26 protein-coding genes are annotated in these 24,810 nt (G+C 70.4%); 8 read left to right on the top strand and 18 right to left on the bottom strand.

The genetic code is table 11. The features are described 5' to 3' along the window. Positions 1–57 precede the first annotated feature (57 nt). Positions 58–696: a Crp/Fnr family transcriptional regulator gene (locus ABD691_RS28500; RefSeq protein WP_344684959.1), complete on the bottom strand. Its 639-nt coding sequence runs from the start codon at positions 694–696 to the stop codon at positions 58–60. A gap of 113 nt (positions 697–809) precedes the next feature. On the opposite strand from ABD691_RS28500, the gene ABD691_RS28495 reads away from it, so the two are divergent. Further along, complete coding sequence (locus tag ABD691_RS28495) at positions 810–1,940, top strand: winged helix DNA-binding domain-containing protein (RefSeq protein WP_344684957.1); 1,131 nt, start codon at positions 810–812, stop codon at positions 1,938–1,940. A 2-nt stretch (positions 1,941–1,942) separates the two neighbouring features. Here ABD691_RS28495 and ABD691_RS28490 read toward each other — a convergent pair whose 3' ends face one another. Beyond that, a complete protein-coding gene (locus ABD691_RS28490; RefSeq protein ID WP_344684955.1) occupies positions 1,943–2,341 on the bottom strand; it encodes a MarR family winged helix-turn-helix transcriptional regulator in 399 nt (132 codons plus the stop codon). Positions 2,342–2,429: 88 nt separating this feature from the next. Here ABD691_RS28490 and ABD691_RS28485 point away from each other — a divergent pair, with 88 nt between their 5' ends. Next, on the top strand, positions 2,430–3,509 hold the full coding sequence (locus tag ABD691_RS28485; protein ID WP_344684953.1) for an NAD(P)/FAD-dependent oxidoreductase: 1,080 nt from the start codon (positions 2,430–2,432) through the stop codon (positions 3,507–3,509). On the opposite strand, the gene ABD691_RS28480 is transcribed toward ABD691_RS28485, so the two are convergent. After that, positions 3,506–4,666: a cytochrome P450 family protein gene (locus ABD691_RS28480; RefSeq protein WP_344684951.1), complete on the bottom strand. Its 1,161-nt coding sequence runs from the start codon at positions 4,664–4,666 to the stop codon at positions 3,506–3,508. The genes ABD691_RS28485 and ABD691_RS28480 overlap by 4 nt on opposite strands. Before the next feature lie 85 nt (positions 4,667–4,751). Here ABD691_RS28480 and ABD691_RS28475 point away from each other — a divergent pair, with 85 nt between their 5' ends. Further along, positions 4,752–5,813 carry a TetR/AcrR family transcriptional regulator gene (locus tag ABD691_RS28475; RefSeq protein ID WP_344684949.1) on the top strand — a complete coding sequence of 354 codons (1,062 nt, stop codon included), beginning with the start codon at positions 4,752–4,754 and terminating at the stop codon, positions 5,811–5,813. Between the two features lie 247 nt (positions 5,814–6,060). Here the strand turns inward: ABD691_RS28475 and ABD691_RS28470 are convergent, their stop codons facing one another. The 5 genes from ABD691_RS28470 to ABD691_RS28450 form a co-directional block, all read right to left on the bottom strand. Next, entirely contained in the window at positions 6,061–6,258 is a 198-nt protein-coding gene (locus ABD691_RS28470; RefSeq protein ID WP_344684947.1) for a hypothetical protein, read from the bottom strand. A 327-nt stretch (positions 6,259–6,585) separates the two neighbouring features. Continuing rightward, a complete protein-coding gene (locus ABD691_RS28465) occupies positions 6,586–6,714 on the bottom strand; it encodes a hypothetical protein (protein WP_344684945.1) in 129 nt (42 codons plus the stop codon). 74 nt (positions 6,715–6,788) lie between these two features. Further along, positions 6,789–7,097: a WhiB family transcriptional regulator gene (locus ABD691_RS28460; RefSeq protein WP_344685006.1), complete on the bottom strand. Its 309-nt coding sequence runs from the start codon at positions 7,095–7,097 to the stop codon at positions 6,789–6,791. A 175-nt stretch (positions 7,098–7,272) separates the two neighbouring features. Beyond that, on the bottom strand, positions 7,273–7,785 hold the full coding sequence (locus ABD691_RS28455) for an RNA polymerase sigma factor (RefSeq protein WP_344684943.1): 513 nt from the start codon (positions 7,783–7,785) through the stop codon (positions 7,273–7,275). A 195-nt stretch (positions 7,786–7,980) separates the two neighbouring features. Further along, positions 7,981–8,571 carry a class I SAM-dependent methyltransferase gene (locus tag ABD691_RS28450; protein WP_344684942.1) on the bottom strand — a complete coding sequence of 197 codons (591 nt, stop codon included), beginning with the start codon at positions 8,569–8,571 and terminating at the stop codon, positions 7,981–7,983. A gap of 60 nt (positions 8,572–8,631) precedes the next feature. Between ABD691_RS28450 and ABD691_RS28445 the strand changes: the two genes are divergently transcribed. Further along, positions 8,632–9,867 (top strand): GNAT family N-acetyltransferase, encoded by a 1,236-nt coding sequence (locus ABD691_RS28445; protein WP_344684940.1) that lies wholly within the window; start codon positions 8,632–8,634, stop codon positions 9,865–9,867. A gap of 57 nt (positions 9,868–9,924) precedes the next feature. Then, positions 9,925–10,710 (top strand): alpha/beta hydrolase family protein, encoded by a 786-nt coding sequence (locus ABD691_RS28440; protein ID WP_344684938.1) that lies wholly within the window; start codon positions 9,925–9,927, stop codon positions 10,708–10,710. Positions 10,711–10,812: 102 nt separating this feature from the next. Here ABD691_RS28440 and ABD691_RS28435 read toward each other — a convergent pair whose 3' ends face one another. Further along, the gene (locus ABD691_RS28435; RefSeq protein ID WP_344684936.1) at positions 10,813–11,418 is read right to left on the bottom strand and encodes a dihydrofolate reductase family protein; all 606 of its coding nucleotides are present in this window, start codon (positions 11,416–11,418) and stop codon (positions 10,813–10,815) included. A 141-nt stretch (positions 11,419–11,559) separates the two neighbouring features. Then, positions 11,560–12,456 carry a dienelactone hydrolase family protein gene (locus ABD691_RS28430; RefSeq protein WP_344684934.1) on the bottom strand — a complete coding sequence of 299 codons (897 nt, stop codon included), beginning with the start codon at positions 12,454–12,456 and terminating at the stop codon, positions 11,560–11,562. Between the two features lie 140 nt (positions 12,457–12,596). Here ABD691_RS28430 and ABD691_RS28425 point away from each other — a divergent pair, with 140 nt between their 5' ends. Further along, entirely contained in the window at positions 12,597–13,532 is a 936-nt protein-coding gene (locus tag ABD691_RS28425; RefSeq protein ID WP_344684932.1) for a GlxA family transcriptional regulator, read from the top strand. Positions 13,533–13,680: 148 nt separating this feature from the next. Here ABD691_RS28425 and dnaB read toward each other — a convergent pair whose 3' ends face one another. The 6 genes from dnaB to ABD691_RS28395 all read right to left on the bottom strand — a co-directional run bounded on the left by dnaB (position 13,681) and on the right by ABD691_RS28395 (position 18,324). Continuing rightward, complete coding sequence (gene dnaB / locus ABD691_RS28420; RefSeq protein WP_344684930.1) at positions 13,681–15,075, bottom strand: replicative DNA helicase; 1,395 nt, start codon at positions 15,073–15,075, stop codon at positions 13,681–13,683. Between the two features lie 538 nt (positions 15,076–15,613). Next, on the bottom strand, positions 15,614–16,069 hold the full coding sequence (gene rplI, locus ABD691_RS28415; protein WP_344684928.1) for a 50S ribosomal protein L9: 456 nt from the start codon (positions 16,067–16,069) through the stop codon (positions 15,614–15,616). A 17-nt stretch (positions 16,070–16,086) separates the two neighbouring features. Next, entirely contained in the window at positions 16,087–16,326 is a 240-nt protein-coding gene (gene rpsR / locus ABD691_RS28410) for a 30S ribosomal protein S18 (protein ID WP_009948341.1), read from the bottom strand. Positions 16,327–16,373: 47 nt separating this feature from the next. Beyond that, positions 16,374–16,856 carry a single-stranded DNA-binding protein gene (locus tag ABD691_RS28405; RefSeq protein ID WP_344684919.1) on the bottom strand — a complete coding sequence of 161 codons (483 nt, stop codon included), beginning with the start codon at positions 16,854–16,856 and terminating at the stop codon, positions 16,374–16,376. 52 nt (positions 16,857–16,908) lie between these two features. Next, on the bottom strand, positions 16,909–17,265 hold the full coding sequence (gene rpsF / locus ABD691_RS28400; protein WP_344684917.1) for a 30S ribosomal protein S6: 357 nt from the start codon (positions 17,263–17,265) through the stop codon (positions 16,909–16,911). 132 nt (positions 17,266–17,397) lie between these two features. Continuing rightward, positions 17,398–18,324 (bottom strand): hypothetical protein, encoded by a 927-nt coding sequence (locus tag ABD691_RS28395; protein ID WP_344684915.1) that lies wholly within the window; start codon positions 18,322–18,324, stop codon positions 17,398–17,400. A 238-nt stretch (positions 18,325–18,562) separates the two neighbouring features. Between ABD691_RS28395 and ABD691_RS28390 the strand changes: the two genes are divergently transcribed. Together ABD691_RS28390 and ABD691_RS28385 are read left to right on the top strand one after the other, a co-directional pair. After that, positions 18,563–19,330 carry a deoxyribonuclease IV gene (locus ABD691_RS28390; protein ID WP_344684914.1) on the top strand — a complete coding sequence of 256 codons (768 nt, stop codon included), beginning with the start codon at positions 18,563–18,565 and terminating at the stop codon, positions 19,328–19,330. A gap of 49 nt (positions 19,331–19,379) precedes the next feature. After that, positions 19,380–20,669 (top strand): glycosyltransferase family 87 protein, encoded by a 1,290-nt coding sequence (locus tag ABD691_RS28385; protein WP_344685005.1) that lies wholly within the window; start codon positions 19,380–19,382, stop codon positions 20,667–20,669. Here the strand turns inward: ABD691_RS28385 and ABD691_RS28380 are convergent. After that, on the bottom strand, positions 20,635–22,227 hold the full coding sequence (locus ABD691_RS28380) for a glycosyltransferase family 87 protein (RefSeq protein WP_344684913.1): 1,593 nt from the start codon (positions 22,225–22,227) through the stop codon (positions 20,635–20,637). The genes ABD691_RS28385 and ABD691_RS28380 overlap by 35 nt on opposite strands. Before the next feature lie 98 nt (positions 22,228–22,325). Next, positions 22,326–24,810: transglycosylase domain-containing protein (locus tag ABD691_RS28375; RefSeq protein ID WP_344684911.1), on the bottom strand; the 2,485-nt coding region annotated here is incomplete at its 5' end.

Raw genomic sequence — 24,810 nt, 5'->3', positions numbered from 1 at the left:
CGTCCGCGCGGACAGTCTGGTCGCGCGGCGCCGGTGGTTTCTCCCAGATATCCGGGACTACCCGGAGATTTTCGATTCGATCGCCGCCGGGTCGGGCAGGCGGTACCGCAGGCGGCCGGTTTCCAGCAGCGAGTCCCGCCGCAGCTCCTGGAGGACGGTCTCGACGCTCTGGGCCGCCGCGCAGACGCCCTCGGCGATGTCGCGCTGGCTCAGGCCGGACATGTGCAGGCCGTCCGGCCGCTGCTCGCCGTGCTCCTTCGCCCATCCGAGCAGGAACATCGCCACCCGCGCGGGCAGGCCGCGGGTCTGGGACAGCTGCCGGTCGTCGGCGTAGCGCTGGCGCTTCCACGCGGCCTCGTCGAGCAGCACGCGGACGTCACGGTCCTGCTCCTGCAACCGAAGGAAGTCCGCGGCGGGCACCCGCACAGCCGTGCCCGGGCGCAGGCCGACGATGTCGGCCGTGCGTGCGCACCGGCGCAGCACGCCCACCTCGCCCACCACGTCGCCTGCGCCGAACAGGCCGGTCACCGTCACCGATCCGCGGTGGTCGGACAGGACCGCCTTCACCAGTCCGCCGAGCAGCAGGACGACGTCCTCGCTCCGGTCGCCGAGCGCGATCAACCGCTCGCTGCGCCGGAAGGAGACCGGTCTGCCGATCGCCCGGAGTGCCGCCCGCCCCTTGTCCGCGCTGCCCACGATCGATCATCGTGCCCGGATGCGCGCAGGATTTGGAGCGCTCGATTCCCGTTCACCCGTTGAGCCCAGGATTTGGGACATGATCTGACCTGGATACCGCCTACCGTCGCCGGATGAAGTTGACCTGGAACCGCGTCCACGCGCGGCGTCTGCACCGCCACGGCCTGCTCGAACCCGCTCACGACGTCGTGGACGCCGTCGCCGCGGTCAGCGGCGCGCACGCCCAGATCCTGTCCGCCGCCGAGCTGTCCGTCGGGCTTCGGACCAGCAGTACGACGCGGGCCGACGTCTGGGAAGCGCTGTGGACGGAACGTGTCCTGGTCAAGACCTTCGGCCCACGCGGCACGGCGCACCTGCTCCCCGCGCGCGACCTTCCAATGTGGACAGGCGCGCTCTCGGCGGTCCCGGGCCGCAACCCGATGCCGGACGGGGTGCGGCTGACTCCGGAGCAGACCGACGAGGTCGTCGCGGCGATCGACGGCGCGCTGGCCGACGCCGAGCTGACGGTCGACGAGCTGACCGAGGCCGTGGTCGCCGCGACCGGTTCCTGGGCGGGTGACCTGGTGATGCCCGCGTTCCAGGGCAGGTGGCCGCGGTGGCGGCAGGCCGTGGGAACCGCGGCGCACCGGGGCGCGCTGTGCTTCGGCCCGAACCGGGGGCGAAAGGTCACCTACACCAGCCCGCGCCGCTGGCTGCCGGGATTCCGCCCCATGCCCTCGGAAACCGCGGTCGCCGAGCTCGCCCGCCGCTACCTGCGCGGCTACGGCCCGGCGACACCGGCGCACTTCGCGCGGTGGCTGGCCGCGCCGGAGCGGTGGGCGGAGCAGGCGTTCGGGGCGCTCGACCTGCGCGAGGTGGACGTCGAGGGCGAGGTGTCCTGGGTGCTGGCCGGGGACGAGGACTTCGACCACGAGCCAGGCGGTGTGCGGCTCCTGCCGTACTTCGACGCCTACGCGGTCGGATGCCATCCTCGGGAGCGCGTGTTCCCCGGCAGGGCCGCGGAACGCGCGCTGGCGAGGGGGCAGGCGGGGAACTTCCCGGTGCTGCTGGTCGGCGGCACCGCCGCCGGGGTCTGGCACCAGCGGAGATCAGGCCGGAAGGTCGACATCGCGGTGGAACCGCTGGGACGGCTGACCGCCGCGCACCGCTCGGCGCTGGACGAGCAGGTCGAGCGCATCGGCGCGTTCCTGGAAGCCCGCCCGCGGCTGACGATCGGCGCCGTTTCCGCCGGGCCGCACGCCTGAGATCAGTCCAGGACCTTCCCGAGGAGGGCGGTCAGCGCGTCCCGCTCCTCGTCGGTGAGGCTCGCGGCCCGCCGCTCCAGCTCGGCGATCACGCCCTCGTGCGACTTGTTCGCGAGCCGGACCCCGTCCTCGGTGAGCTCGATCCGGTACGCGCGCCGGTCGCACGTGTCGCGCACGCGCTCGACCAGACCTCGGCGCTCAACCCGGTCGACCAGGCCGGACATGCTCGACTTCTCCAGCCGCATCAACCGGGTCAGCTCGCCCATCCCGACCGGCCCGGCGATCAGCTGGCACATCAGCTGGGCCTGCTGCGGGGTCAGGTCGTGGTCCCGGCTGACCTCGGCGAACACGTGGTTCACCAGGTGCGCCATCCGCACCATCGCGGTCGGGAGATCGGTCATCGTTCGATTGTAGTTGACGGAGGTACGCAGCACGAACTAATCTAGTTCGTAATCCCAACTGTATGTATTACGAACTAGGAGTGGTTTCATGCGCACGACCGTGGTCGTCGTCGGTGGCGGATACGGCGGCACCGCCGTCGCCAAGGCCCTCGACGACGTGGCCGACGTCGTCCTGGTCGAGCCCCGGGACCTGTTCGTCCACAACGTCGCCGCGCTGCGCGGGCTCGTCGATCCGGAGTGGACCGACCGGATCTTCTTCCCCTACGACCGGCTGCTGGAGCGCGGCAGGCTGGTGCACGACCGGGTCGTGCACGCCGACGCGACCGGCGTGACCGTCGGCTCCGGGCAGCGGATCGACGCCGACTACCTGGTGCTGGCGACCGGATCGGGCTACCCGTTCCCGGCCAAGACCGAGGTCGACGACAGCGCCGAGGCCAAGGCGAGGCTGCGCACCGCCCGCGAGGCGCTGCTCGGCGCGAACGACGTGCTGCTGCTCGGCGCCGGTCCCGCCGGCCTCGAACTCGCCGGGGAGATCAAGGCGGTGTGGCCGGGCAAGCCGGTGACGATCGTCGACCCGGCGACCGAGGTCCTGGCCGAGTTCCCCGCCGAGGTCCGCACCGAGCTGCGGCGCCAGCTCGACGAGCTGGGCGTCGAGCTGGTGCTGGGCGACGCCCTGGGCGACACCCCGCCGTCGCAGCCGGGCGAGCTCAAGACGTTCACCGCGACCACGCGGGCGGGCAGGGAGATCACCGCCGACATCTGGTTCCGCTGCTTCGGCGTCACGCCGGTCAGCGGCTACCTGAACGGCGATCTCGCCGCCGCCCGCAGGCCGGACGGGCACGTCGAGGTGACCCCGCAGCTGCGGATTCCCGGCCAGGAACGGGTTTTCGCCGTCGGCGACCTGACCGCGCTGCCCGAGGGCAAGCTCGCGCGGGCGGCCGGGGACCACGCCGCGGTGGTGGCGGGCAACATCCGGGCGCTGATCGCGGGCGAGGGCGAGCTGGCCACCTACGAGCCCGCCGCACCGGGCATCGCGCTCCCGCTCGGCCCGGCGGGCGGCGTGACCTACACGCCCGAGACCGGTCTGCTCGGCGCCGAGCAGACCTCGCAGATCAAGGGCCAGGACCTGGCGATCGGCCGGTTCGCCGAGACCTTCGGCCTGGCCTAGCCGAGGCCGGTCACGGACAGCGCGGTCAGCCGCGCGGTGCCCGGGTCCGGCGAGCGCTGCGCTTCCCCGGCCGCGGCCAGGCCGGGGAAGCGCCGGAGCAGCCCGGCCAACGCGACCTCCGTCTCGACCCGGGCCAGCGACGCGCCGAGGCAGAAGTGCGGTCCGTGGGCGAAGCCGAGGTGCCGCGCGGCGTCACGGCGCAGGTCGAGCCGTTCCGGATCGTCGAACACGCGCGGGTCGCGGTTGGCCGACGCCATCACCGCCGTCACCATCGCGCCCTCGGGCACCGGGATCCCGCCGATCTCGACGTCCTCGCGCGCGAAGCGCGGCACGGTCAGCAGCTGCGGGCCGCACCAGCGCATCAGCTCCTCCACTGCCGAGGGCATCAGCCCGGGGTCGGCGCGCAGCGCCGCGAGCTGGTCGGGGTGGTCGAGCAGGGCGGCGACGGCGTTGGCGATGAGGTTGGTCGGCACCTGGCCCGCGAGGACGACGTTCCAGATCAGGGTGACGATCTCGGTGTCGTCGAGCTGGTCCTCCGCGCGCAGCAGGTCCGTGACCAGGTCGTCGGCGGGCTCGGCGCGGCGGGCGGCCACCGCCGCCTCGGCCCCGGCGATGATGGCGGGCACGGCCTCGGTGAGCTTCTGCCCGTGCCCGGCCGCGACCGCGGCGCCGTGGCTCCGCCACTGCGGGCGGTCGGACTCCGGGATGCCGACCAGCTCGCAGATCACGTCCATCGGCAACGGCCGCGCGAAGTGCTCGACCAGTTCCACCGGCTCGCCGGGCAGGGCGTCGAGCAGCCGCCGCACGGCCCGCTCGATCCGCGGCCGGAACTGGTGGGCCCGGCGCGGGGTGAACGCGGGGGCCACCCGCCTGCGCAGCCGGGTGTGCTCGCGGCCGTTCATCTCCTGCATCGTCCGCAGGTACGCCTTGCAGTGCTCGGGCACTTCCGGCCGGAAGGCGAAGCTTTCCTCGCTCAGCTCGAAGCGCGGGTCGGCCAGCATCGCCCTGGCCTCCTCGTACCGGGTCACCGCCCACATCGGGGCCATGCCGGGGACCGACATCCGCGCCAGCGGCGAGAGCTCCCGCGCGCGGCCGTAGGCGGCGGTCGGATCGCGCAGCACTTCGGGGTCGGTCAGATCGAGGTCGACAACGGTCACGGCTCCTCCAGATGTTCAATGCAGATGATGTCATCATCTGGATGGTGAACGTATCTTGCTGGCGGAGGCGACCGCAAGGAGGACGATGGCCCGGCTCAGCAGGGCGCAGACGCAGCAGCGCAACCGCGCCAGGGTGCTGGCCGCCGCGCGGGACGAGTTCGCCGAACGCGGTTTCCGCGACGCCCGGATCGACACCATCGCCGAACGCGCCGAGCTCACCCGAGGCGCGGTCTACTCGAACTTCCCCGGCAAGCGGGCCCTCTACTTCGCCGTCCTGGCCGATCTCGCCGAGAACGCGGAGCGAGCTCCGCAGCCGCAGACGGGCCGAAACGCGGAGGAAGCCCTGGGCGCGTTCGCCCGCGCGTGGGTCGCCCGGCTCCCGGCTCCCGGCGCCGACCTGATGTCGGAAGTCCGCGCCGACGAACGCATCCGCACCCCGTTCACCCAGCTGCTGAAGCTCGACGCGCTGCTGCTCTCGCTGGCGCTGGAACGGCTCAGCCCACCCGAACCCGCGCCCGGTGCTCCGCCCGCGCGGCTGGTCCGGATGGCCGAGACGGTGCTCATCACGCTGCACGGCGCGAGCAGGCTCGCCGACGCCGCACCCGGTTTCGTCGAGCCCTTCGACGTCATCAGCGCGTGCGAACGGCTCGCCGGGCTCGCGCTCAACGACTACTGGGCACCCCCGGCCGCGGTGCCGCCCGCGCACCCCGCCGACGAGCCCTGGTCACCACCGAACGCGATCGACCTGGTGCGGGAGCGGCCCGCGCGGCTCGACGGCGACGGCGTGCTCGTCGTCCTCGGCCTGCACCGGCTGACGGCCGCCGAGGAAGCCGCGCGCCTCGCTCCGCCCGGCTCGCCGGTTACGGCGGTCCTGGTCACCGGCGATCCGGCCGAGCTCGGGCCGCTGGCGCGGCTCACCCTCGCCGAGCTCGGCGGCTGCCTCCGGCAGGCGTTCCCCGAGCCGGCCTGGCCGGACCTCCAGGTCGTCTGCGACGAGACGGGCGCGCTGGCCGCCGCGGCGGGCGTGCCCGCCGTGAGCGACGCGACCGAGACCGCTGTCCGCATCCGGTCCGGGCGGATCACCGCTCGCGCCGAGGGTCCCGCCGCAGCCGCGGCGCTCGCGGTGGAGGAGAAGGTCAGGCGCTGAGGTCGTCGGCGTGGCGGTGGAAGGCGCGCTCGACGTCCTGCGTACTGGGACCTCGCCGTCGGTGGTCAGCCCGCTGCGACCGCTGCGAGCGGGACATTGCGGCCCTCCCGCAGCGGCGGTCAGCGTCGGGTGGGCGGTGCAGACGTCGTCGGTGGCGCCTGCGGTGACGAGGTTGCGGCGCCCGGCCGGGCGTCCATCGCGTTCACGGCCTTGACCGGCAAGCGCCTACTGCCGATCGTCACCTCGCTCAGCAACCGAGGTCGTCGGCGGTCGGGACGACCAGTCCGAACAGGTCGGTGATGGTCGTCAGCGCCGCGGACTGGAGCGCGGTCGCGGGCACCTCGCCGCCGTCCGGCGCGGTGAGCGGCCGGGTCGCGGTGGCCTCGGCGACCACGGTTGGCCGGTAGCCGAGGTTGAAGGCGCCCTGGGGGTGAAGCTGACGCACATGTGCGTCATGAACCCGGCCAGCACGAGGTCCTTATTGAGGCCATGACGTGCGGTGGTGAGTATGGGTGCATGCCCGTTCCGCACCGCGTCGTCATCTCGGTCTTCCCCGACGTCGACCTCCTCGACGTGACCGGCCCGGCGGAGGTCTTCGCGCTGGCCAACCGGGAGACCACGGGCCGCGCCCGCTAGGAGGTCCGGCTCGCGGGGCCGGTCGCCGGTGAGGTCCGCACGTCGGCGGGCGTGCGGCTGTCGACCGAGACGATTCCCTGTCACATCCGGACATCGCCGGGGCCGGGTTCGACGGCCGCCGAACCCGGCCCCGTGGTCAGTTGGACAGGATGCCCGCCACGACGTTCCAAACCTGGACCACCAGCGTCACGAGCGCTCCGATCGCCTGCCAGGGCACGGAACGCTTCGGGCACCCGCGTCGGCACACCGGGCACTGCTCGTCCATCGTCACCTCCTGGAACTGGTTTCCCCTGCGAGCGCAGGGGCCGCGGGCGAAGACCTCGCCCGGGGTCTGCGTGATCAGGCCCCTCGGCTTTCGATGATCTGCTGGATCTCCGAATCGGTCCTGGCCATCTCCAGCAGTTCCTTCCACGACCGGACGTCGGGCCGACGACGCAGCAGCGCACGCCGCTCCCGCTCGGTCATGCCGCCCCAGACACCGAACTCGATCCGGTTGTCCAGCGCCTCGCTGAGGCATTCGGTGCGCACCGGGCACCCGAAGCAGACCATCCTGGCCATGCGCTGTTGCCCCCCGCGGACGAAGAGCTGATCCGGCTCGTCGCCGCGGCACGCCGCGTCGAGCCTCCAGTCGTGCCTGTCCGGCGTGATTTCCTGAGCGGCAGCACCGATCGACGGGTGCGGATGTCCGACCGGGGTCCGCACGGGCACAGCCGAAGGCATCTCCAGCGCGATGATCCGGTCCTCCAGCGCCTGACGGGCCGCCACGACGTCGTAGTCGGAGTACTCGGACCGCAGGAACCGCGCGGTGTCCTCCATCGCTTCCTCAAAGTCCACGACGTCCCCCCTCCTTGGTGAACCTCTTGGCGAGGTGCCGGCGCGCGAGGTACAGGTGCGTCCGGACCGCCGACACGCTGATCTCCAGGTAGTCGGCGATGGCCCGGGCGTCCTGGTCCAGGAACGCGTGCAGCCGCATGCAGTCCGCCCGGCGCTGCGGCAGCTGGTCGATCGCCCGTTCCAGGTCGACCCGGGTGACCACAGCGGTGACCTCGTCCGGCCCCGGGCGGTCGTCGACGGCGGCTGTCGGCACCGGTTGCCGGTCCTGGCGGCGGCAGTGGTCGGCGACGGCGTCCCGGACGACCTTGAAGCCGAGCGCGGCCGGATTGTCGCTGTTCGCAAGGCGTTCCCGGTTCCGGTACAGCTGCACGAAGGCGTCGTTGACCACGTCTTCGGCGTCGTGGAAGGAAAGTCCGCGAGCACGCGCGTACTTCAGGAAGTTCACCCGGTGCGCGTCGTGGAACGCCGTGAAGGCCGCGCCCAGCAGTTCGCCTTCGGACACGTCCGGTTCCAGGGCCGGGCAGCTACCCGACCGCAAATCCCGCAGAGCGCAGGCGCATGCCGCGCGGGGACAAGCGCTGGTGGCGGTCATGGGCGCCTCGCACGTTGATGCCGCACGACATCTCCTCGTTCGAATCGGTCATCCGCTACCACCTATGCCGTTGGCGGTGGCGGATGTGTCCAACCCGAATCCGGATCACCGCGAGCGGCGCGCTCGCAGGACGGTGTCGTGGGTGTGGTGCGTCCCGGCGGGTGTGGCGCGCGGGCGGGTTTCGTCGACCAGCACGGTCCAGTCGTCGCCGAGGATCCCGGCGACTTCGCTGGGCTGGTAGTAGTCGCGGGGGTCGAAGCCCTCTTCCGGACGCGGGGTCAGGTCCGCGAGGTCGTGGCTGGCGAAGAGGAAGGTGCCGCCGGGTGCGACGGCGTCCAGCAGGCCGCGCAGCGCGGCGTGGCCGGGCTGCCGCACGAGCGGGAAGTACTGGACGGACACCAGGTCGAACGCACCCGCCGGGGGCGGCGTGCTGATCAGGTCGGCGTTCGTCCACGTCACGCGGCCGGTGGTGTCCGCGGCAGCGGCGCGTTGCAGGGCGACGGGGGAGATGTCGACCGCGGTGACCTGCCAGCCGCGTCCGGCGAGCCAGAGCGCGTCGGCGCCTTCACCGCACCCCACGTCGAGGGCTCGCCCCGCGGGCAGTTCGGTGACCTCCGCGACGAGCACACCGTTGGGTTCGCCGCTGAAAACCTGGTCGCGGCTGCGGTACATCTTGTCCCAGTGCAGCGGGTCCATCCACACGACCATACGGAAAAACCGGTCGCAACGGCGTTCTCCGCGTACTACACAGGTGCCATGGCCTATCCGCTTCGTCCCATCACCGAAGACGAGTTCGAGGCGTGGGCGCGGATGATCGCCGACACCTACGGAATGGACCGCTCCCACCAGGAGATCGCCAACCAGCGGGCGGCCACGGACCTGCGGCGCACCATCGCCGCGTTCGACCAGGACACGCCCGTGGGAGGGGCTTCGCTGTACCCCCGGATGCTGACCGTGCCCGGTGCGGTCACGCCCGTCGCGGGCGTCGCCACGGTCGGCGTGACGCCAACGCACCGGCGCCGCGGCATCCTCACCTCGATGATGCGCCGCCAGCTCACGGACCTGCACGAGCAGGGCTTGGAGCCGATCGCCGCGCTGCGCCCCGCGGAAGCGGCGATCTACGGCAGGTACGGCTACGGCCCCGCCACGCGGGGGAGCCGGCTCCGGTGCGAGAAGCGCGCGATGTTCTTCCGCCCCGGCACGGATTTCGGCGGCGGTTCGATCCGGCTCGTCAACCGCGCCCAGGCGCTCCGGCAGATCGAGAAGGTCTACGACGCGGTCAGAACGACGTCGGTCGGCTGGCCGGACCGGGGCGAAGAGCACTGGAAGGTCCGCTTCTTCGACGAGCCGCACGCGCGCGGCGGCGCGACCTCGCTGCGGTTCGCCCTGCACCAGGAACCGGACGGCCGGACCACCGGCTACGTCAGCTACCGCCATCGCGAAGCGCGCGGGAACGACGTCGGCACTGTGGTGGTGGAGGAGCTGGCAGCGCTCACCCGTTCCGCATACGCCGCGCTTTGGCGGTATCTCGTCGGAATCGACCTGGCTCCGTGGATCGAGTACGAGGGCGCCGTGGACGAACCGCTGCAGCACATGCTGACGGACCCGCGTTCCCTGCGTCCATCCACAGTAGACAGATTGTGGGTCCGGCTGGTCGACGTCGACCGCGCGCTGGAAGTGCGCCGGTACTCGGCGCCGCTCGACGTGGTGCTGGAGGTCGACGACAGCTTCTGCCCGTGGAACACCGGCCGCTACCGCCTGCGGGCGGACGGCGATGCCGTCAGCTGCGAGCGCACCGAGGAATCCGCCGATCTGCGGCTGGACGTGGCGGAGCTCGGCGCGGCGTTCCTGGGCGGCACGACGCTGACGTCGCTCGCGGCCGCGGGTCTGGTCGAGGAGCTGCGACCGGGTGCGCTGGCCCGGACCTCGGCCGCCTTCCGAGGCGACCGGGAACCGTTCTACCCCGGCGGCTGGGCGTTCCCGCTGTACTGATTTCACCAGCAGCGATAACGGATTCCCGGCCTGCGTCGGCGGATCTACTGTGGCCGCATGCGCACAATCACGGGCACTGCCGCCGACGTCCCGTTCACCGCACTGCCACCGGCCGACGGCGGCAGCGCGCCGCTGATCGTCACCTGGCACATGCTCGACGCACCGAGGTCGGACGCCGCGTTCGCCGCCGCCCTGCCGATGCACGACCTGCCCGCGTGGCGGGTGCACCTCGGCATGCCGATGTGCGGAGCGCGCATGGTCGACGGCAGCACGGACGCCATCGTGGAGCTGTTCAGCACCGACCCGTTGATGTCCTTCCTGCACCCGTTCGTCCGGCAGGCGACCGAGGAGTTCCCGGCCGCGCTGGCGTCGATCCGCGCGCAGTTGCCGGTCGACGACGGCCCGATCGGCGTGCTCGGGGGCTCGCTGGGCGGGGCTGTCGCGCTGCGGGTGCTCGCCGAGACCGGGACGCCGGTCTTCGCAGGCGCCGTCGTGAACGCGGCGATCCGGATCCGCTCCGTCGTCGACCTGTTCCCCGGCGAGTACGCCTACGACGCCGAGTCCGGGAAGATCGCCGACAGCCTGGACTTCGTCACCAAGGCGGACGCCATCACCGCACCGCTGCTGGTCGTCAGCGGCGAGCAGGACCACCCGGCCCTGCGCACCGACGCGTCCGACCTCGTCGGCGCGCTGGGGGAACGGGCCGAGCTGCTGCGGGTTCCCGGGTTGGCGCACCCGCTCGCGGACGAGCCCGGCATCGAGCCCGCTCCGCAGCTGCCGCAGGCGCGGGCGGTGGACACCGGGCTGACCACGTGGTTCCGCCGCCATCTGGAGCTGCGCTGAGGCACAGCGTCAGGGTGCCTCAGCGTTGAAGCGCGCGAGCTGTCCGGCAACGTGGTCCAGCGCAGCATGGTCGAACAGCTCGCGGTGCCCGACTGACGTGCCTCAGGTCGCGTACTGCGGGCGCCCGCTGGGCCGGTAGACCTGGATCGTTATCCCCGTCGCGGTGACCCGCGAGTCGACCAGGTCAAGCGCCGCATCCGGGCCGGCGTCGGGGAACAGCCGCGTGCCCTGGCCGACGACCACGGGATAGATGAGCAGGGTGATCTCGTCGACCAGCTGGTCGTCGAACAGCCGCCGGACCAGGCTGCCGCTGCCGTGCACCTGCAGCTCACCACCCGGCCTGGCCTTCAGCTCGCGGACGGCGGCCGCGACGTCACCGGAGAGGACGGTCGTGTCCGCCCACTGCGGGTCGGTGAGCGTGGTCGACGCGACGTACTTGGGCCGCGCGTTCAACGCCGCTCCGATGGGACTGCTGCTCGGATCTTCCATCGCACCCCAGGAACCGGCGAAGATCTCATAGGTCCGCCGACCGAACAGGAACGCGTCGGCGCGCTGGTAGACCTCGCCGAGCAACGTCTCGGCCTCGTCGTCGAACAGCGGCAAGGCCCACCCGCCGCGCTCGAATCCGCCCCTGCGGTCCTCGTCCCGCCCGCCGAGTCCCTGCATCACTCCGTCGACGGAGATGTTCGTGATCGTCGTCAGCTTCACGGTGTCAGCTCCTCCGGGTTGGGCGCGCTTCGTGCGGCAGCCTCTCACCTCTGTGTGACACCGCCACCGCGCAGCGCGGGATGGTGTCGTCGAGCCCCTGCAGCTGTAGGGTCTCACCGTGCGTGACATGTCGATCTTGTGTCACCTGGGGTTTTTCGGTTGTCTCACCGTGATGTCATCAAGATCAGTCTCAAATCCGTGACGTTTCCTCGGCGGCTGGTCGTGGCCGAGTCGCGTGGCGAGAAAGGCAAGGATCTCGTCTCTGGCGCGCAGCGTGGGGTGTCCCTGCTGGTCGACGAGGTGAGCGGTGACGACGCTGTGGGGGCAGCCAACGATGTCGCGGAAGAACGGCGGCGGATTGGGATTGGCTGCCTCACCCGGAAGGACACGGTCGTCGAACGCGTCGCCCAGCAGCGCCCGGTAGGCGGCGAACCGCTGCCCTGTGCACCACCGGTCGTTGTCGAAGCGGTAGGCGAGCACCGTCAGCCCATCGCGCTCGATGCGCTCGCGGATCGTGACGGCGTCCTCGTCGCTGATTTCCAGTCCGCCAGGGTCGTCCAGGGGCAGCGAAGGATGGTTGACCACCGGCGCGATGACGGCCGATTCGAGTGTCATGGTGAGCGCGAAGTTGCCGGTGAAGCAGAGCCCGATCGCACCTACACCCGGCCCGCCACATTCCGCCAGCGCCGTCCTCGCCAGCCCCCGCAGCCAGGCTGTGACGGGGCTCGTACCGCCACCGGCGAACGCCCGGAACTCGGCGCTGACGCAGGCGCGTCGGACGACCTTCTCCCCCTCGGCGGTGGTGGGGAAGGCGCCGTCGACACCGAACAACGACGGAAGGTAGACCGTGAATCCCGCGTCCCGTATCCAGCGCGCGAAACGGATGACATCTGGGCTGATGCCGGGCATTTCCGGCATCAGCACAACACCCGGTCCAGACCCGGCCACGCAGACGGTCTTGCTGACACCCTCAACGTCGACAAGCCGCGCCGAAAAGTCCGCGAGTGTGTCGTCCGCCCGTCCCTCGGTGATCGCCATCGCATCACTCTCATGCGTTGCCCCTGCCTCCGACAAGAGGCGAGATCGCCACATATCCGGGTAATCTCGCCACCATGGCGATCCCACTTCGCGTTGGCGTGCTTGCCTATCCAGGGTGCTTCGCTTCAGAGGTGTTCGGGGTGCCCGATCTGCTCACCATGGCCTCGCACGTCGCCGCCGGCAGCGCGGCCAGTGGTTCCTCGTACGAGGTCTCCATCCTCTCGCCACGGCGGCGCGTGGTCGCCTCCGGCGGCGCGGTGCTCACCGTCGCCCCAACACGTGACGTCGACGTCCTCGACGTCCTCGTCGTACCGGGATTCGAGCTGCACACCGCACTCGACCTCGACGTGACACTGCGCTCCCTCGGCCCCGAAATCGACACCATCAGATCCGGCGCGCAATCGGGAGTCGCTGTGGTTTCGATCTGCGTCGGAGCGTTCCTGCTGGCCGACGCCGGCCTGCTCGACGGGCGCCAGTCAACAACCTCGTGGCTGTTCGCCGACCGGCTTGCCGACCGATGCCCACGCACGAACGTGCGGCCAGAAAAGCTCGTGGTCACCGACAGCGGGATCACCACAACGGGCGCGTTCAGCGCGATGTACGACTTCGCCCTGGGCCTCATCCGCGAACACGACGGCAACAGCGTTGCCCGCGCCACCGCTCGCATCGCACTCGTCGACGACGCGCGATCGAGCCAGACGCCCTATGTCGACGCGGCACTGTTGCCGGCGACGGGCAGCGAGTTCTCCCACAGCGTCAAACGATGGCTCGACCAGAACATGCGCGAGCGTTACGACCTCGGGCTGCTCGCCGCAACGTTCCACGTCAGCACCCGAACCCTGCTACGGCGATTTCGCCGCGAGACCGGCCAAACCCCGCTCGACTACCTCCAGGCGAGGCGAGTGCGCAAGGCGAAACATCTCCTGGAGACCACGGAAAAGACAGTCGCCAGCATCGCCGTCGAGGTCGGATACCACGACCCTGGAACGTTCAGCACTGTCTTCGCCAGGCTGACCGGACACCGACCGCGCACATACCGCGCCACGTTCAGGCCAAACGTCAAGCCAACGTCCTGACCAACCGACCTGATCAGCAGCAGCTCGGATACGAGGTGCCCACGACCACCACCCGGACGCCCCAGTCTCATCTTTACTTCACAGATGAAGCGGAGATGAAGTGGCTGCCGAGGAAATGAAGCCAGCTTGGAGACCCTACAACCCTGCCCTATTCCTGGGCCATGTCGACGAAACGGCTGTAGTGCAGCTGGTGCGCGACGGTCACGGTGGCCTGCGGGCCCGCACGGTGCTTGGCCAGTATCAGGTCCGCTTCGCCCATGCGCGGGTCGTCGCGCTCGAAGGCGTCGGGGCGGTGGATCAGGATGACCATGTCGGCGTCCTGCTCCAGCGAACCGGACTCGCGCAGGTCGGACAGCTGCGGCTTCTTGTCGGTGCGCTGCTCGGGTCCTCGGTTCAGCTGGGAGATCGCCACGACCGGGACTTCGAGCTCCTTGGCCAGCAGCTTGAGGTTCCGGGAGAACTCCGAGACCTCCTGCTGCCGGGACTCGACGCGCTTGCCCGAGGTCATCAGCTGCATGTAGTCGACGACGATGAGCTGGATGTCGTTGCGCTGCTTGAGCCTGCGGGCCTTCGCGCGGATCTCCATCATCGTCAGGTTCGGCGAGTCGTCGACGAACAGCGGCGCCTCGCTGATCTCGCTCATCCGCCGCGCGAGCCGGGTCCAGTCGTCATCGGTCATCCGGCCACCGCGCATGTCCCCGAGGCGGATGCGCGCTTCGGCGGACAGCATGCGCATCACGATCTCGGTCTTGCCCATCTCCAGCGAGAAGATGACGCTGGCCATGCCGTGCTTGATCGAGCAGGACCGGGCGAAGTCCAGGCCCAGCGTCGACTTTCCGACACCTGGACGGGCCGCGACGATGATCATCTGGCCCGCGTGCAGGCCGTTGGTGACGGCGTCGAGGTCGGTGAAGCCGGTCGGGATGCCCTGGGACTCGCCGCCGCGGGACGCGATCGCGTCGATCTCGTCCATCGTGGGTTGCAGCAGGTCTTCGAGCGCCGCGTAGTCCTCGCTGGTGCGGCGTTCGGTCACGTCGTAGATCGCGGCCTGGGCGCGGTCGACGACCTCTTCGATCGGTGATCCCTCGGAGCCGTGGTAACCCAGCTGCACGATGCGGGTGCCCGCCTCGACGAGCCGGCGCAGCAGCGCCTTCTCCGCGACGATCTCGGCGTAGTAGCCGGCGTTGGCGGCCGTGGGCACGGTCGCGATCAGCGTGTGCATGTACGGCGCGCCGCCGACGCGCAGGAGTTCCTGCCTGCGGTCGAGCTCGGCGGAGACGGTGATCGCGTCCGCGGGTTCGCCGCGGCCGTAGAGGTCCAGGACGCAGTCGTAGATCGCCTGGTGCGCGGGCCGGTAGAAGTCGCTGGGGCGCAGCACCTCGACGACGTCGGCGATCGCGTCCTTGCTCAGCATCATGCCGCCCAGGACGGACTGCTCCGCGGCGATGTCCTGCGGGGGCTGCCGTTCGAAGGACCCGTCGTAGTTCGCGGGTCCACCACCGTTGGGGGAGGGCTCGACTCCCCGTTCGTCGGCCAACGCCACCGGTACCAGTCACCTCCTGGAAGGCCCCGCCACCGCGCACGGCGGGCGGCGCAACGACGTCGGTCGCAGCCTATGCCGCCAACGCGCAAGATCACGCGCGGTTGCGCGGACACACGCGCGGCGAAGCTAGATCGCCCGCTTGGAGCAGGCAAGTCGAGCTGTGGACAAACCCGGGGACAGCATGTGGACAGGTCGGGAAAGCCTGGGGACAACTCCACGAAGTTCTCCCACCCAGCTGGGGATAACCTGGGGATAACCAGACATGATCGACTGGAAACCGCAGGTCAGCGCCTGTGTACAAGCTGTGGAAAGAATCCGTGGAAATGTCTCGGCGTGTCGCGGCCGAAGTGCTTCTTCGGCGTGTCGGAGTCAGCCGTCCCCGCCGTGGCAGCAGTGATCACGACTGCGACATCCGAGTGAGGGCGTGATCACACCACACCTGAACGGGCGAAAGCAGGTTCGTACCGGACGCCGAGCCCGGGAGTGCCGGATCCCGCGCGGAGCCGACGAGGCCGACTCCGCGCGGAACCGCGGTGGATCAGTTCGCGGCAGCGGCGACCTGAACGCTGACCGACGCCTTCACGTCGGGGTGCAGGCGCACGTCGACGACGTGCCTGCCGAGGGACTTGATGTGGCCCCGCAGGTCGACCGAACGCTTGTCCAGGTTCGGGCCACCGGCCTTGCGCACCGCCGCGACGATGTCGGCGGAGGTGATCGAGCCGAACAGCTTGCCCTGCTTGGAGACCTTGGCGGTCAGCGTGACCCCGCCGAGGCCCTGCAGCTGCTGCTTGAGCTCGTGGGCGTGCTCCAGGTTGCGGACCCGGCGCGCCTCCTGGGTGCGGCGGATGGTCTCGACCTGCTTCTGCGCGCCCTTGGTGGCGACGATCGCCAGGCCGCGGGGCAGCAGCAGGTTGCGGGCGTAGCCGTCCTTGACCTCGACGATGTCGCCGGACTCGCCGAGGCCGGTCACGTCAGCGGTGAGGATGATCTTCACGACGTGTCTCCCTTCGGTCAGCGAGCGGTCGAGGTGTAGGGCAGCAGCGCCATCTCGCGGGCGTTCTTCACCGCGATGGCGACGTCGCGCTGGTGCTGGCTGCAGTTGCCGGTCACGCGACGGGCACGGATCTTGCCGCGGTCGGAGATGTACTTCCGCAGCAGCGTCGTGTCCTTGTAGTCGATGCTCTGCGCGGCCTTGTCCTTGCAGAACACGCAGACCTTCTTCTTCGGCTTGCGCACGGGCGCCTTGGCCATTGGTCTTCCTCCTGAGCGAAAACTTCTGTGTCAGTGGGTGCGCGCCGTCAGAACGGCGGCTCGTCGCTGAACCCGCCGCCGGAACCGGCGGGGGGAGCGGAACCCCACGGGTCGTCCGCGGGCGGGGCGCCACCACCGGGGCCGCCGAACCCGCCGCCGCCGGAGCGGCTGACCTTGTTCACCTTCGCGGTCGCGTACCGCAGCGAGGGCCCGATCTCGTCGACTTCCAGCTCGACGACGGTGCGCTTCTCGCCCTCCTTCGTCTCGAAGGAGCGCTGGCGCAGCCTGCCCTGCACGACCACCCGCATGCCGCGGGTGAGCGATTCCGCCACGTTCTCCGCTGCCTGCCGCCAGATGTTGCAGCGCAGGAACAGCGCTTCGCCGTCCTTCCACTCGCCGCTCTGGCGGTCGAAGGTCCGGGGCGTGGAGGCGACCGTGAAGTTCGCGACCGCGGCGCCGGACGGGGTGAAGCGCAGTTCCGGATCGGCGGTCAGGTTGCCGACCACCGTGATTACCGTTTCACCAGCCATCGCCTGGGGACTCCAGTCTCCTAGATGCGGGTTCGCCTGCCGTTGCCGGCGATCAGGCGGACGCCTCGGCGCGGGTCTTGGCCTTGGCCGCGGCGCGGGCCACCCGGGCCGCCTTGCGCGGCTCCACGATCCGGCGCAGGACCTTGGTCCGCAGCACCGTCTCGTTGAGGTTCAGCTGGCGGTCGAGCTCCTTGACGGAGGCCGGCTCGCTGTTGAGGTCCAGGACGACGTAGATGCCCTCGGCGTTCTTGTCGATCTCGTAGGCCAGCCGGCGGCGGCCCCAGACATCGACCTTCTCGACGCTGCCACCGTCGTTGCGGATGACGTTGAGGAAGTTCTCGAGGGACGGAGCGACGGTGCGCTCGTCCAGGCTCGGGTCGAGGATGACCATGAGCTCGTAATGACGCATGAAGACCACTCACCTCCTGTGGACTCACGGCCACGGGCTCTCCGTGGCAGGAGGGTCGTCGCGTCGACGATCCGTTCCAAGGTAGCAAGCCCGCCCGGCAGACCCGCGACCTGGGGGTCCCGCGACCTGGGATCACTGCCTGCGCAGGACCCAGCTCCGAACCAGCGCGGCGGTCAGGGCCGCGATGGAGACGGCGGCCAGCAGCACGGGCAGGGCGACCCGCTTGCCGCCCGCGGTCGGCAGCGCCTCGGCGTTGCCCACGGCCCGGACCTGCTCCTGCTGCTCGCGCTCCTTCTGCTGCTCGGCCCACGGCTTGGTCAGCGTGCCGACGTCCGGGGTGAAGCCGGGGACCTGACCGTAGCGGGCCCAGGGCGGCAGCGAGCCGGGGACGTAGGTGTAGGCGCCGGGCACCGCGCGGTACGGGGTGCTGCCTCCCGCCGACGGGTACTCCGGAGGCGGCAGCACCGCCTGCGGCGGGGGTGCGGCCGAGGACTCCACCGGCGGGGCCGGGGCGGGCGGAGCCGGTTGCGGTGCGGGCTGCGGCTCGGGCCGGGGCGAGGGCTTCGGGGGCGGCGGCGGTTCCTCGGCGGCCTCGGCGTTGACCGTGAGCGCGTTGGCGATGCTGACCAGGTTGCCGAAGTGCCAGCTCACGGCATCGACCTTGTCCTCCGGCAGGCCGATCTCGGCGATCTTGGGCTTCGCCGCCCGCGCGATGTCGCCGCCGGAGAAGAACGTGCGGCCCTCGTCGGCGGTGCCGAGCGGGATCGGGGACAGCGCGGCGAAGCGGTCGCTGGCCTTGTCGGCGGCGCCGAAGTTCAGCGGCATCGCCAGCAGGACGGCCTCGCGCACCTTGAAGTCGAGGGTCTTCGGGGAGACCGCGATCGACTGGCCAGGGGTGGCTTCGACGATCGCCAGCGAGCGGTCGACCACGAGCGTGTCCGCGGCGGCGGTGCCCGTGCAGAGGAAGGTGCTCGCGGTCATCGCCAAGCCGACGAGTCCCGCGGCGGCACCGCGTCTGATCAGCGGGTTGACCCCGGAACGCCGATCGGCTCCGCCCATGGCTGCCCCTCCCCCGTTATCCAGTCCGTGAATCTTGTTCACCATCTCAGAGGGAACAACGTGTGAACACCCTCATAGGTGATGGGTTGCGCTGAAATTTCCCTGAAACAACCCACTTCGCCCAGTCCACCAGCGGTTTCGGCGGCCGGAGCAGCGCGGGCGGGCCGTCCCGGAGTCCGGGACGCGTTCCTCCGAAGCGCCGTCGGTGGTCCGGTGGGCAGGTCCTAAGCTGGGCCGCATGCGCATCGGTGCTCACGTCCGCGACGACGATCCTCTGTCCGCCGCCGCCGAGCGCGGCGCCGAGGTGGTGCAGTTCTTCCTCTCCGACCCGCAGAGCTGGAAGGCTCCGCAGCCGCACCCGCAGGCCGAGCAGCTGCGCGGCAGCGAGCTGGAGGTCTTCATCCACTCGCCGTACACGATCAACGTGGCGTCGCTGAACAACCGGATCCGGATCCCGTCCCGCAAGGCGGTCGTGCAGCAGGCGAAGGCGGCTGCCGAGGTGGGCGCGCGCGGGCTGGTCGTCCACGGTGGACACGTGACCAAGGACGACGATCCGGCCGAGGGCATCGCGAACTGGCGCAAGCTGTTCGAGCGGCAGGCGGCCGACGGCGGTTTCGACGTCCCGATCCTGATCGAGAACACCGCGGGCGGGGCCAACGCCATGGCCCGCCGGTTCGACGTGCTGGCGCGGTTGTGGGACGCGGTGGGCGAGTTCGGCGCCGGGTTCTGCCTCGACACCTGCCACGCGCACGCGGCGGGCGAGGAGCTGCTCGACATCGTCGACCGGGTCAAGGCGATCACCGGCCGGATCGACCTGGTGCACCTCAACGACTCCCGGGACGCCTTCGGTTCCTCGCGGGACCGGCACGCCAACATCGGTGCCGGGGAGATCGACCCCGAGCTGCTGGTCGCGGTCTGCGCGAGCGCCGGGGCGCCGGTGGTCGTGGAGACGCCGGGCGAGGGCCAGGCCGACGACATCGCGTTCCTGCGGGAGAGGATCGGCTAGTCCCCGCACCGACCCCGGGAGGTACGCCATCACCGCACGTCGGATGACGATGGCAGGGCTGGTGACGTTGTGCCTGCTGACGGCGCTGACGCTGGTCCTGGGCTACGCCAACAAGGCGCGCTGCACCGGTCCCGAGTTCAACGAGTGGGGCCGGTCCGAGCCCGCATACCAGGAGCGGGCCTACGGCGACGTCTGCTACTCCGACATCCAGAACCTGTGGATCGGCCGGGACATCGACCGGCACACGTTCCCGTACGTCCACGGCGGGATCGAACCGGACGGGTCGCTCTACGGCGGGGTGGTCGAGTACCCGGTGCTGTCCGGGCTGGTGATCTGGCTCGGCGCGCTGTTCGTCGACACCGACGCCGGCTTCCTCGCCGCGTCGGCGTTGCTGATGGCGCCGTTCGGGCTGGCGGTCGCGTGGTGGCTCGGGCGGTTGAGCGGGTGGCGGGCGTTGCTGTGGGCGCTGAGCCCGCCGCTGGTGCTCTACGCGTTCCACAACTGGGACCTGCCGGTGGTGGCCTGCTCGGTGGCCGCGGTGTTCGTGATGCGGTGCTGGACAACGGCTTCGCTGCGGCGACGGGCGATGCTGGCGTCCTTGCTGCTGGGGCTGGGGTTCGCCTTCAAGATCTACCCCGGGATCTTCGTGCTGCCGCTGGCGCTGCACGTGCTGACCAGCGGTTCGAAGCGCTACGACGTCAAGGGCGCGTTGCAGGTCGTGGGGGTCGCGGTCGCGACGGTGGTGGTGGCGAACCTGCCGTTCGCGCTGGCCGGTTACCGGGGCTGGCTCGCGTCGTTCCAGTTCCAGTCGGACCGAGAGGTGGACCTGAGCACGAACTCGGTCTGGTACTGGGGACTGCGGTCGCTCGACGACGGCGAGGGCTTCCAGTCCGCGATGGGCGTGGTGTCGCCGCTGGCGGTCCTGGTGTCGTTCGCGGTGGCGTGCGCGCTGGGCTGGCGCCGGTACCGGCGCACCGGCGACTACCCGTGGATCCAGGTGTCGGCTGCGATGCTGTGCGGATTCCTGTTGCTGCACAAGGTGCATTCGCCGCAGTACACGCTGTGGCTGCTGCCGTTCTTCGTGCTCGTGTCGGTGCGGTGGGAGTGGATCGCCGCGTACCTGGTGGCGGACGCCGCGATGGGCATCAGCATCTTCCGCTGGCTGTACCTGAACATGACCGGCGAGTCCAGCGGGATCCACGACGGGTTCACCGCGCAGGCGCTGATGATCGGCGTGTGGGGACGCGCGGCGCTGCTGGTCGGGTTGTTCTTCGCGTTCCTCGCCGCGCGGTCCGCCGGGGACGCTACGCGCGACGAGCGGGAAGTCCGGGCAGCGTGAAGACGTCCCGGGTCCCGTCGAGGAAACCGCCGCACGGGTCGTCGGCTACCTGCTCGCCACGACCGCCGCGCACCGCGAGCGTGGTGCGCACGCGGTCCAGGGCGGGGTTGAGGATTTCCCGGACGACCAGCGTGCAAAGCACGACGACCAGGATGTCGCGGACCACGACCGCGCCGAGGAACCAGCCTTCGGGCAGGCCCTTGTTGCCCGTGCCGAGGTAGTAGTACATGCGCGGCGCCCACACCAGGGCGTCGACGGTCATCCACACCAGCAGCAGCCGCCAGCGCGGGATCGCCAGCACCGCCAGCGGGACCAGCCAGAGCGAGTACTGCGGGCTCCAGACCTTGTTGGTCAGCAGGAAGACCGCGACCACCAGGAAGCACAGCTGGGCCAGCCGCGGTCTCGTCGGCGCGGCCAGCGCCAGCCAGCCGATTCCCGCGCACGCCAGCAGGAACAGGCCCATGCTGACCGTGTTCAGCACCGACGGGACCTGCCCGCTCTGCAGCTGGCCGTCCAACCCGGCCCAGCCGGTGAAGTACGACAGCACGTTGTAGAGCGAGTCCGGGTCGGCCGGGCGTTCGCCGTTGAGCCGGAAGAACTCCTGCCAGCCGGTCGGGTACAGCAGCATGATCGGCACGTTGACGACCAGCCAGCCGCCTGCCGCGGCGAGCGCGGTGCGCAGCCAGTCGTGCAACCTGCCGGATCGCAGGCACAGCACCAGGAGCGGGCCGAGGAAGAACAGCGGGTACAGCTTGGCCGCGCCGCCGAGTCCGATCAGCACGCCCGCCAGCACCGGTCTCCGGCGCGCCCACGCCAGCAGGCCGGCGGTGCCGAACGCGGTGGCCAGGGCGTCGAAGTTGGTGAAGGCGTGCACGAAGACCAGCGGGCTGACGGCGGCCAGCGCCGCGTCCCAGGCGCGTCTGCGGCACAGCAGGAACAGCGCCCACACCGTGGTCAGCCAGGCCGCCGCCAGCCAGAAGGCGCTGATGTCGAAGTACAGCACCGTGATCATCGTGGCCGGGAGCCAGCCGGTGCCCGCCAGCGTCGTCCAGCCGTCCGCGATCTTGGCGTTGATCCACTGGAACAGCCCGGTCAGCACCGGGTACTCCATGTACCGGACCTTCTCCTGCGGAGTTCCGGCCTTCTCCAGCCACGCGGTCTTGTACGGGAACACCCCGTCCGGCGCGAGATCGCCCATGCCGTAGCGCGGGATGATGTCGGTGTAGCACATGGCCGTGTACTGGCGGCTGTTGCGCCAGTCCAGCTGCTGGCCCTGCGTCGTGTCGTAGGTCTGCAGGCACGGGGCCTTGAACAGGAATCCCGCGGCCAGCATCAGCGTCGCGAACAGCAGGACCACCCGCAGCGGGGTCCAGAACGGCTGCCTGCCGAGCTGCGCGTGCCTGCCGAGCGGCCCGCCGACCAGGCGGCTGATCCGCCGCGCGACCGGCTCGGTCCAGGTCGGCACGACCCGGTCGGCCGGGCCGAGCGAGTCGGCGTCGACCGCCGCGCCGGTGGGCTCGGTCTTCTCGGGGCTGGCTGGCTCGGACGAGGTGGGCACGGCCCCGGATGCTACGGCGTGGGCGGTGCCGGGGTAGGAGCGGACGGAAAGCCGAACCGCCGGCCACGTTCTGCGACGTGACCGGCGGTTCGGTTCGGCTAGCCGTATTCGCGGGTTGGCGGGACGGCGTTGCCCGGCTCTTCCCCGTCGTTGCCTCCGCTGTCGTTGCAGCCCCACAGCGGGTGGCAGTTGTCGTCGGGCTGGCTCGTCTCGGTCTCCGACGGCTCGGAGGTCTCCGACGTGGGCTGCGACGGCGGGGCCGAGGTCGGCGGCGGCTCCGAGGTCGGCGGGGTCGACGGCGGCGGAGGCGGCGGCAGCGGTTCGTCGACGTACTGGCCGATCTCCTTGGCCTTGGTGAACGGCAGCTGCGGCTGGCCCGTCAGGTACTCGTCCATGAACGCCCGCCAGACCTCACCCGGAACGCTGGAGCCGTACATCGGGGTTCCGTTGGCGTTCTTGACCGGGGCCGGCCTGCCGTCCTTGTCGGTGGCGCCGATGGAGACGGCGGCCGAGATCTGCGGGGTGTAGCCGACCATCCACGCCTTGGAGTTGTCGTCGGTGTCGAAGAACTGGTGGGTACCGGTCTTCGACGCGACCGGGCGGTTGCCCTTCAGCTTCAGGTCGGCGGCCTCGGCCACCTTCAGCATCGTCTCGGTGACGTTGGCGGCGATGTTCTTGCTCTTGGCCTCGTCATCGCCGAACGCGACCTGGGCGGTGTCCTTGGTGTGGACGTCCTGGACCCCGTCGGAGTTGGAGATGTTCTGCACGAACCGCGGCTTGATCCGCATCCCGTCGTTGGCGAAGGTGCCGTAGGCGCTGGCCATGTCGATGGTCCGGACCGGATACGCGCCGAGCGCGATACCACCGTCGACGGAGCCGTCGGCGTTGGCGAGCGAGGGCTTGCCGCCGTACTGGTCCGGGATACCGGCCTCCTGCGCCGCCTTGGCGACGTTGGTCGCACCGATCTGCGAGGCGAGATCGACGAAGACGGTGTTGACCGACTTGGTCATCGCTTCGCGGATGCCGCAGTGCGTCGGAACGTCGCAGCGGACCCCGCCGGAGTTGGCGAACTCGACTCCGAAGATGGTGCGCGGCGAGCTGCCGTCGTAGGTCTCGCCGATACCGCGGTCCTTCTCCAGACCGGCCGCGACGACGAACGGCTTGAACGACGATCCCGGCTCCTGCGGTGCGTTCGCCCAGTCGAAGCCCTGCAGTTCGTTGCCGCCGTAGTAGGCCCGGACACCACCGGTCTTGGGGTCGACGGCGACCAGCGACGGGTGCAGGTTGTCCCGCTCGCCCTTCATCCCGTTCTCGACGGCCTTCTCCGCGGCCTGCTGCGCCTTCGAGTCGATGGTGGTGGTGATCGTGTAGCCGCCTCGGGACAGCGCCCCGGCGTCGTAGCCCTTGTCACCCAGCTCGGCCAGCACCTGCTTGAGGACGTAGCTCTGGCTCGGCGTCATGGCGGAGTTGGTCTTCCACTCGTTGCGCTCGAGCGTCTCCGGCAGGGCCATCCGGGCGCGGGTGGACGAGTCGACGAACCCGTTCTTCTCCATCTGCCCGGCGACGTAGTCCCAGCGCTTCTGCCCCTGCTCCTCGTTGACCCGCGGGTCGTTCTCGGTCGGCCGCTGGACCATGCCTGCCAGCAGCGCGGCCTCGCTCTCGTTGAGGTCCTTGGGGTCCTTGCCGAAGTACGCCTGGGCGGCGGCGTGGATCCCGTTGGCGCCCCGGCCGTAGTAGGCCGTGTTCAGGTACGCCATCAGGATGTCGTCCTTGCTCTGCTCCTTGGTCATCTTGAACGAGAGCACGATCTCCTTGATCTTCCGGACGTAGTCCGGGTCGCTCTTGTTCAGCTCCAGTTCGAGCTTGATGTACTGCTGGGTCACGGTCGAACCACCGCCGACACCGCTGCCGGTGGCCAGGAAGTACATCGACCGCACGATGCCCATGAGGTCGAAGCCGGGGTTGGTGCGGAACGACGCGTCCTCGGCGGAGATCGTGGCGTTCTGCATCGCGACCGAGACCTCGTCGAGGTGCCGGATCATGGTGCGCTGCGCACCGCCGTCGGGCACGTACTTGGCCATCGGCTTGCCGTCGGCGTAGTTCAGCGTGATGGTCTGCTGGGTCTTGGCCGCCAGCTCCTCGGGGTTGGGCACCTGCCAGGCGAAGTAGCCGTAGGCGAAGACGCCCGCCGGGATCAGGATCATCAGCGCCGCGGCGACGTAGCAGGTCCGCCGGATCCGGCGCCAGAGCGTGCGCTTGCGGGCCTTCTTGGCGTTCAACACTTCGTCCGGGTCTGCGAGGTCGTCGTCGGCATACCCACCGTCCCGGGGGTCGTCGTCGGCGTAGCCGCTGTCGTGGGCTTCGGCGGAGTACGGGTCGTCGTCGAAGTCGTAGGCGTCGTTGGCCGAGGAGTCGTCGGAGTAGTAGTTGTAGCCGCTGGAGTCCTGGTGCGTGAGCAGCTTCGGCTCCGGCGTGCCCGCTCCGGCGGATCCGGCCGCGCGACCCGCGGCGCCTGCCGCACCGGCAGCGCCTGCCGCACCGGCGCCCGCTGCGCCCGCAGCACCCGCGCCCGCGGGTCCTCGG

The sequence above is a fragment of the Saccharopolyspora taberi genome, assembly GCF_039534165.1.
In the GTDB taxonomy this organism is placed as follows: Bacteria; Actinomycetota; Actinomycetes; order Mycobacteriales; family Pseudonocardiaceae; genus Saccharopolyspora_D; species Saccharopolyspora_D taberi.
This window is presented reverse-complemented; position numbering and strand designations above follow the sequence as displayed.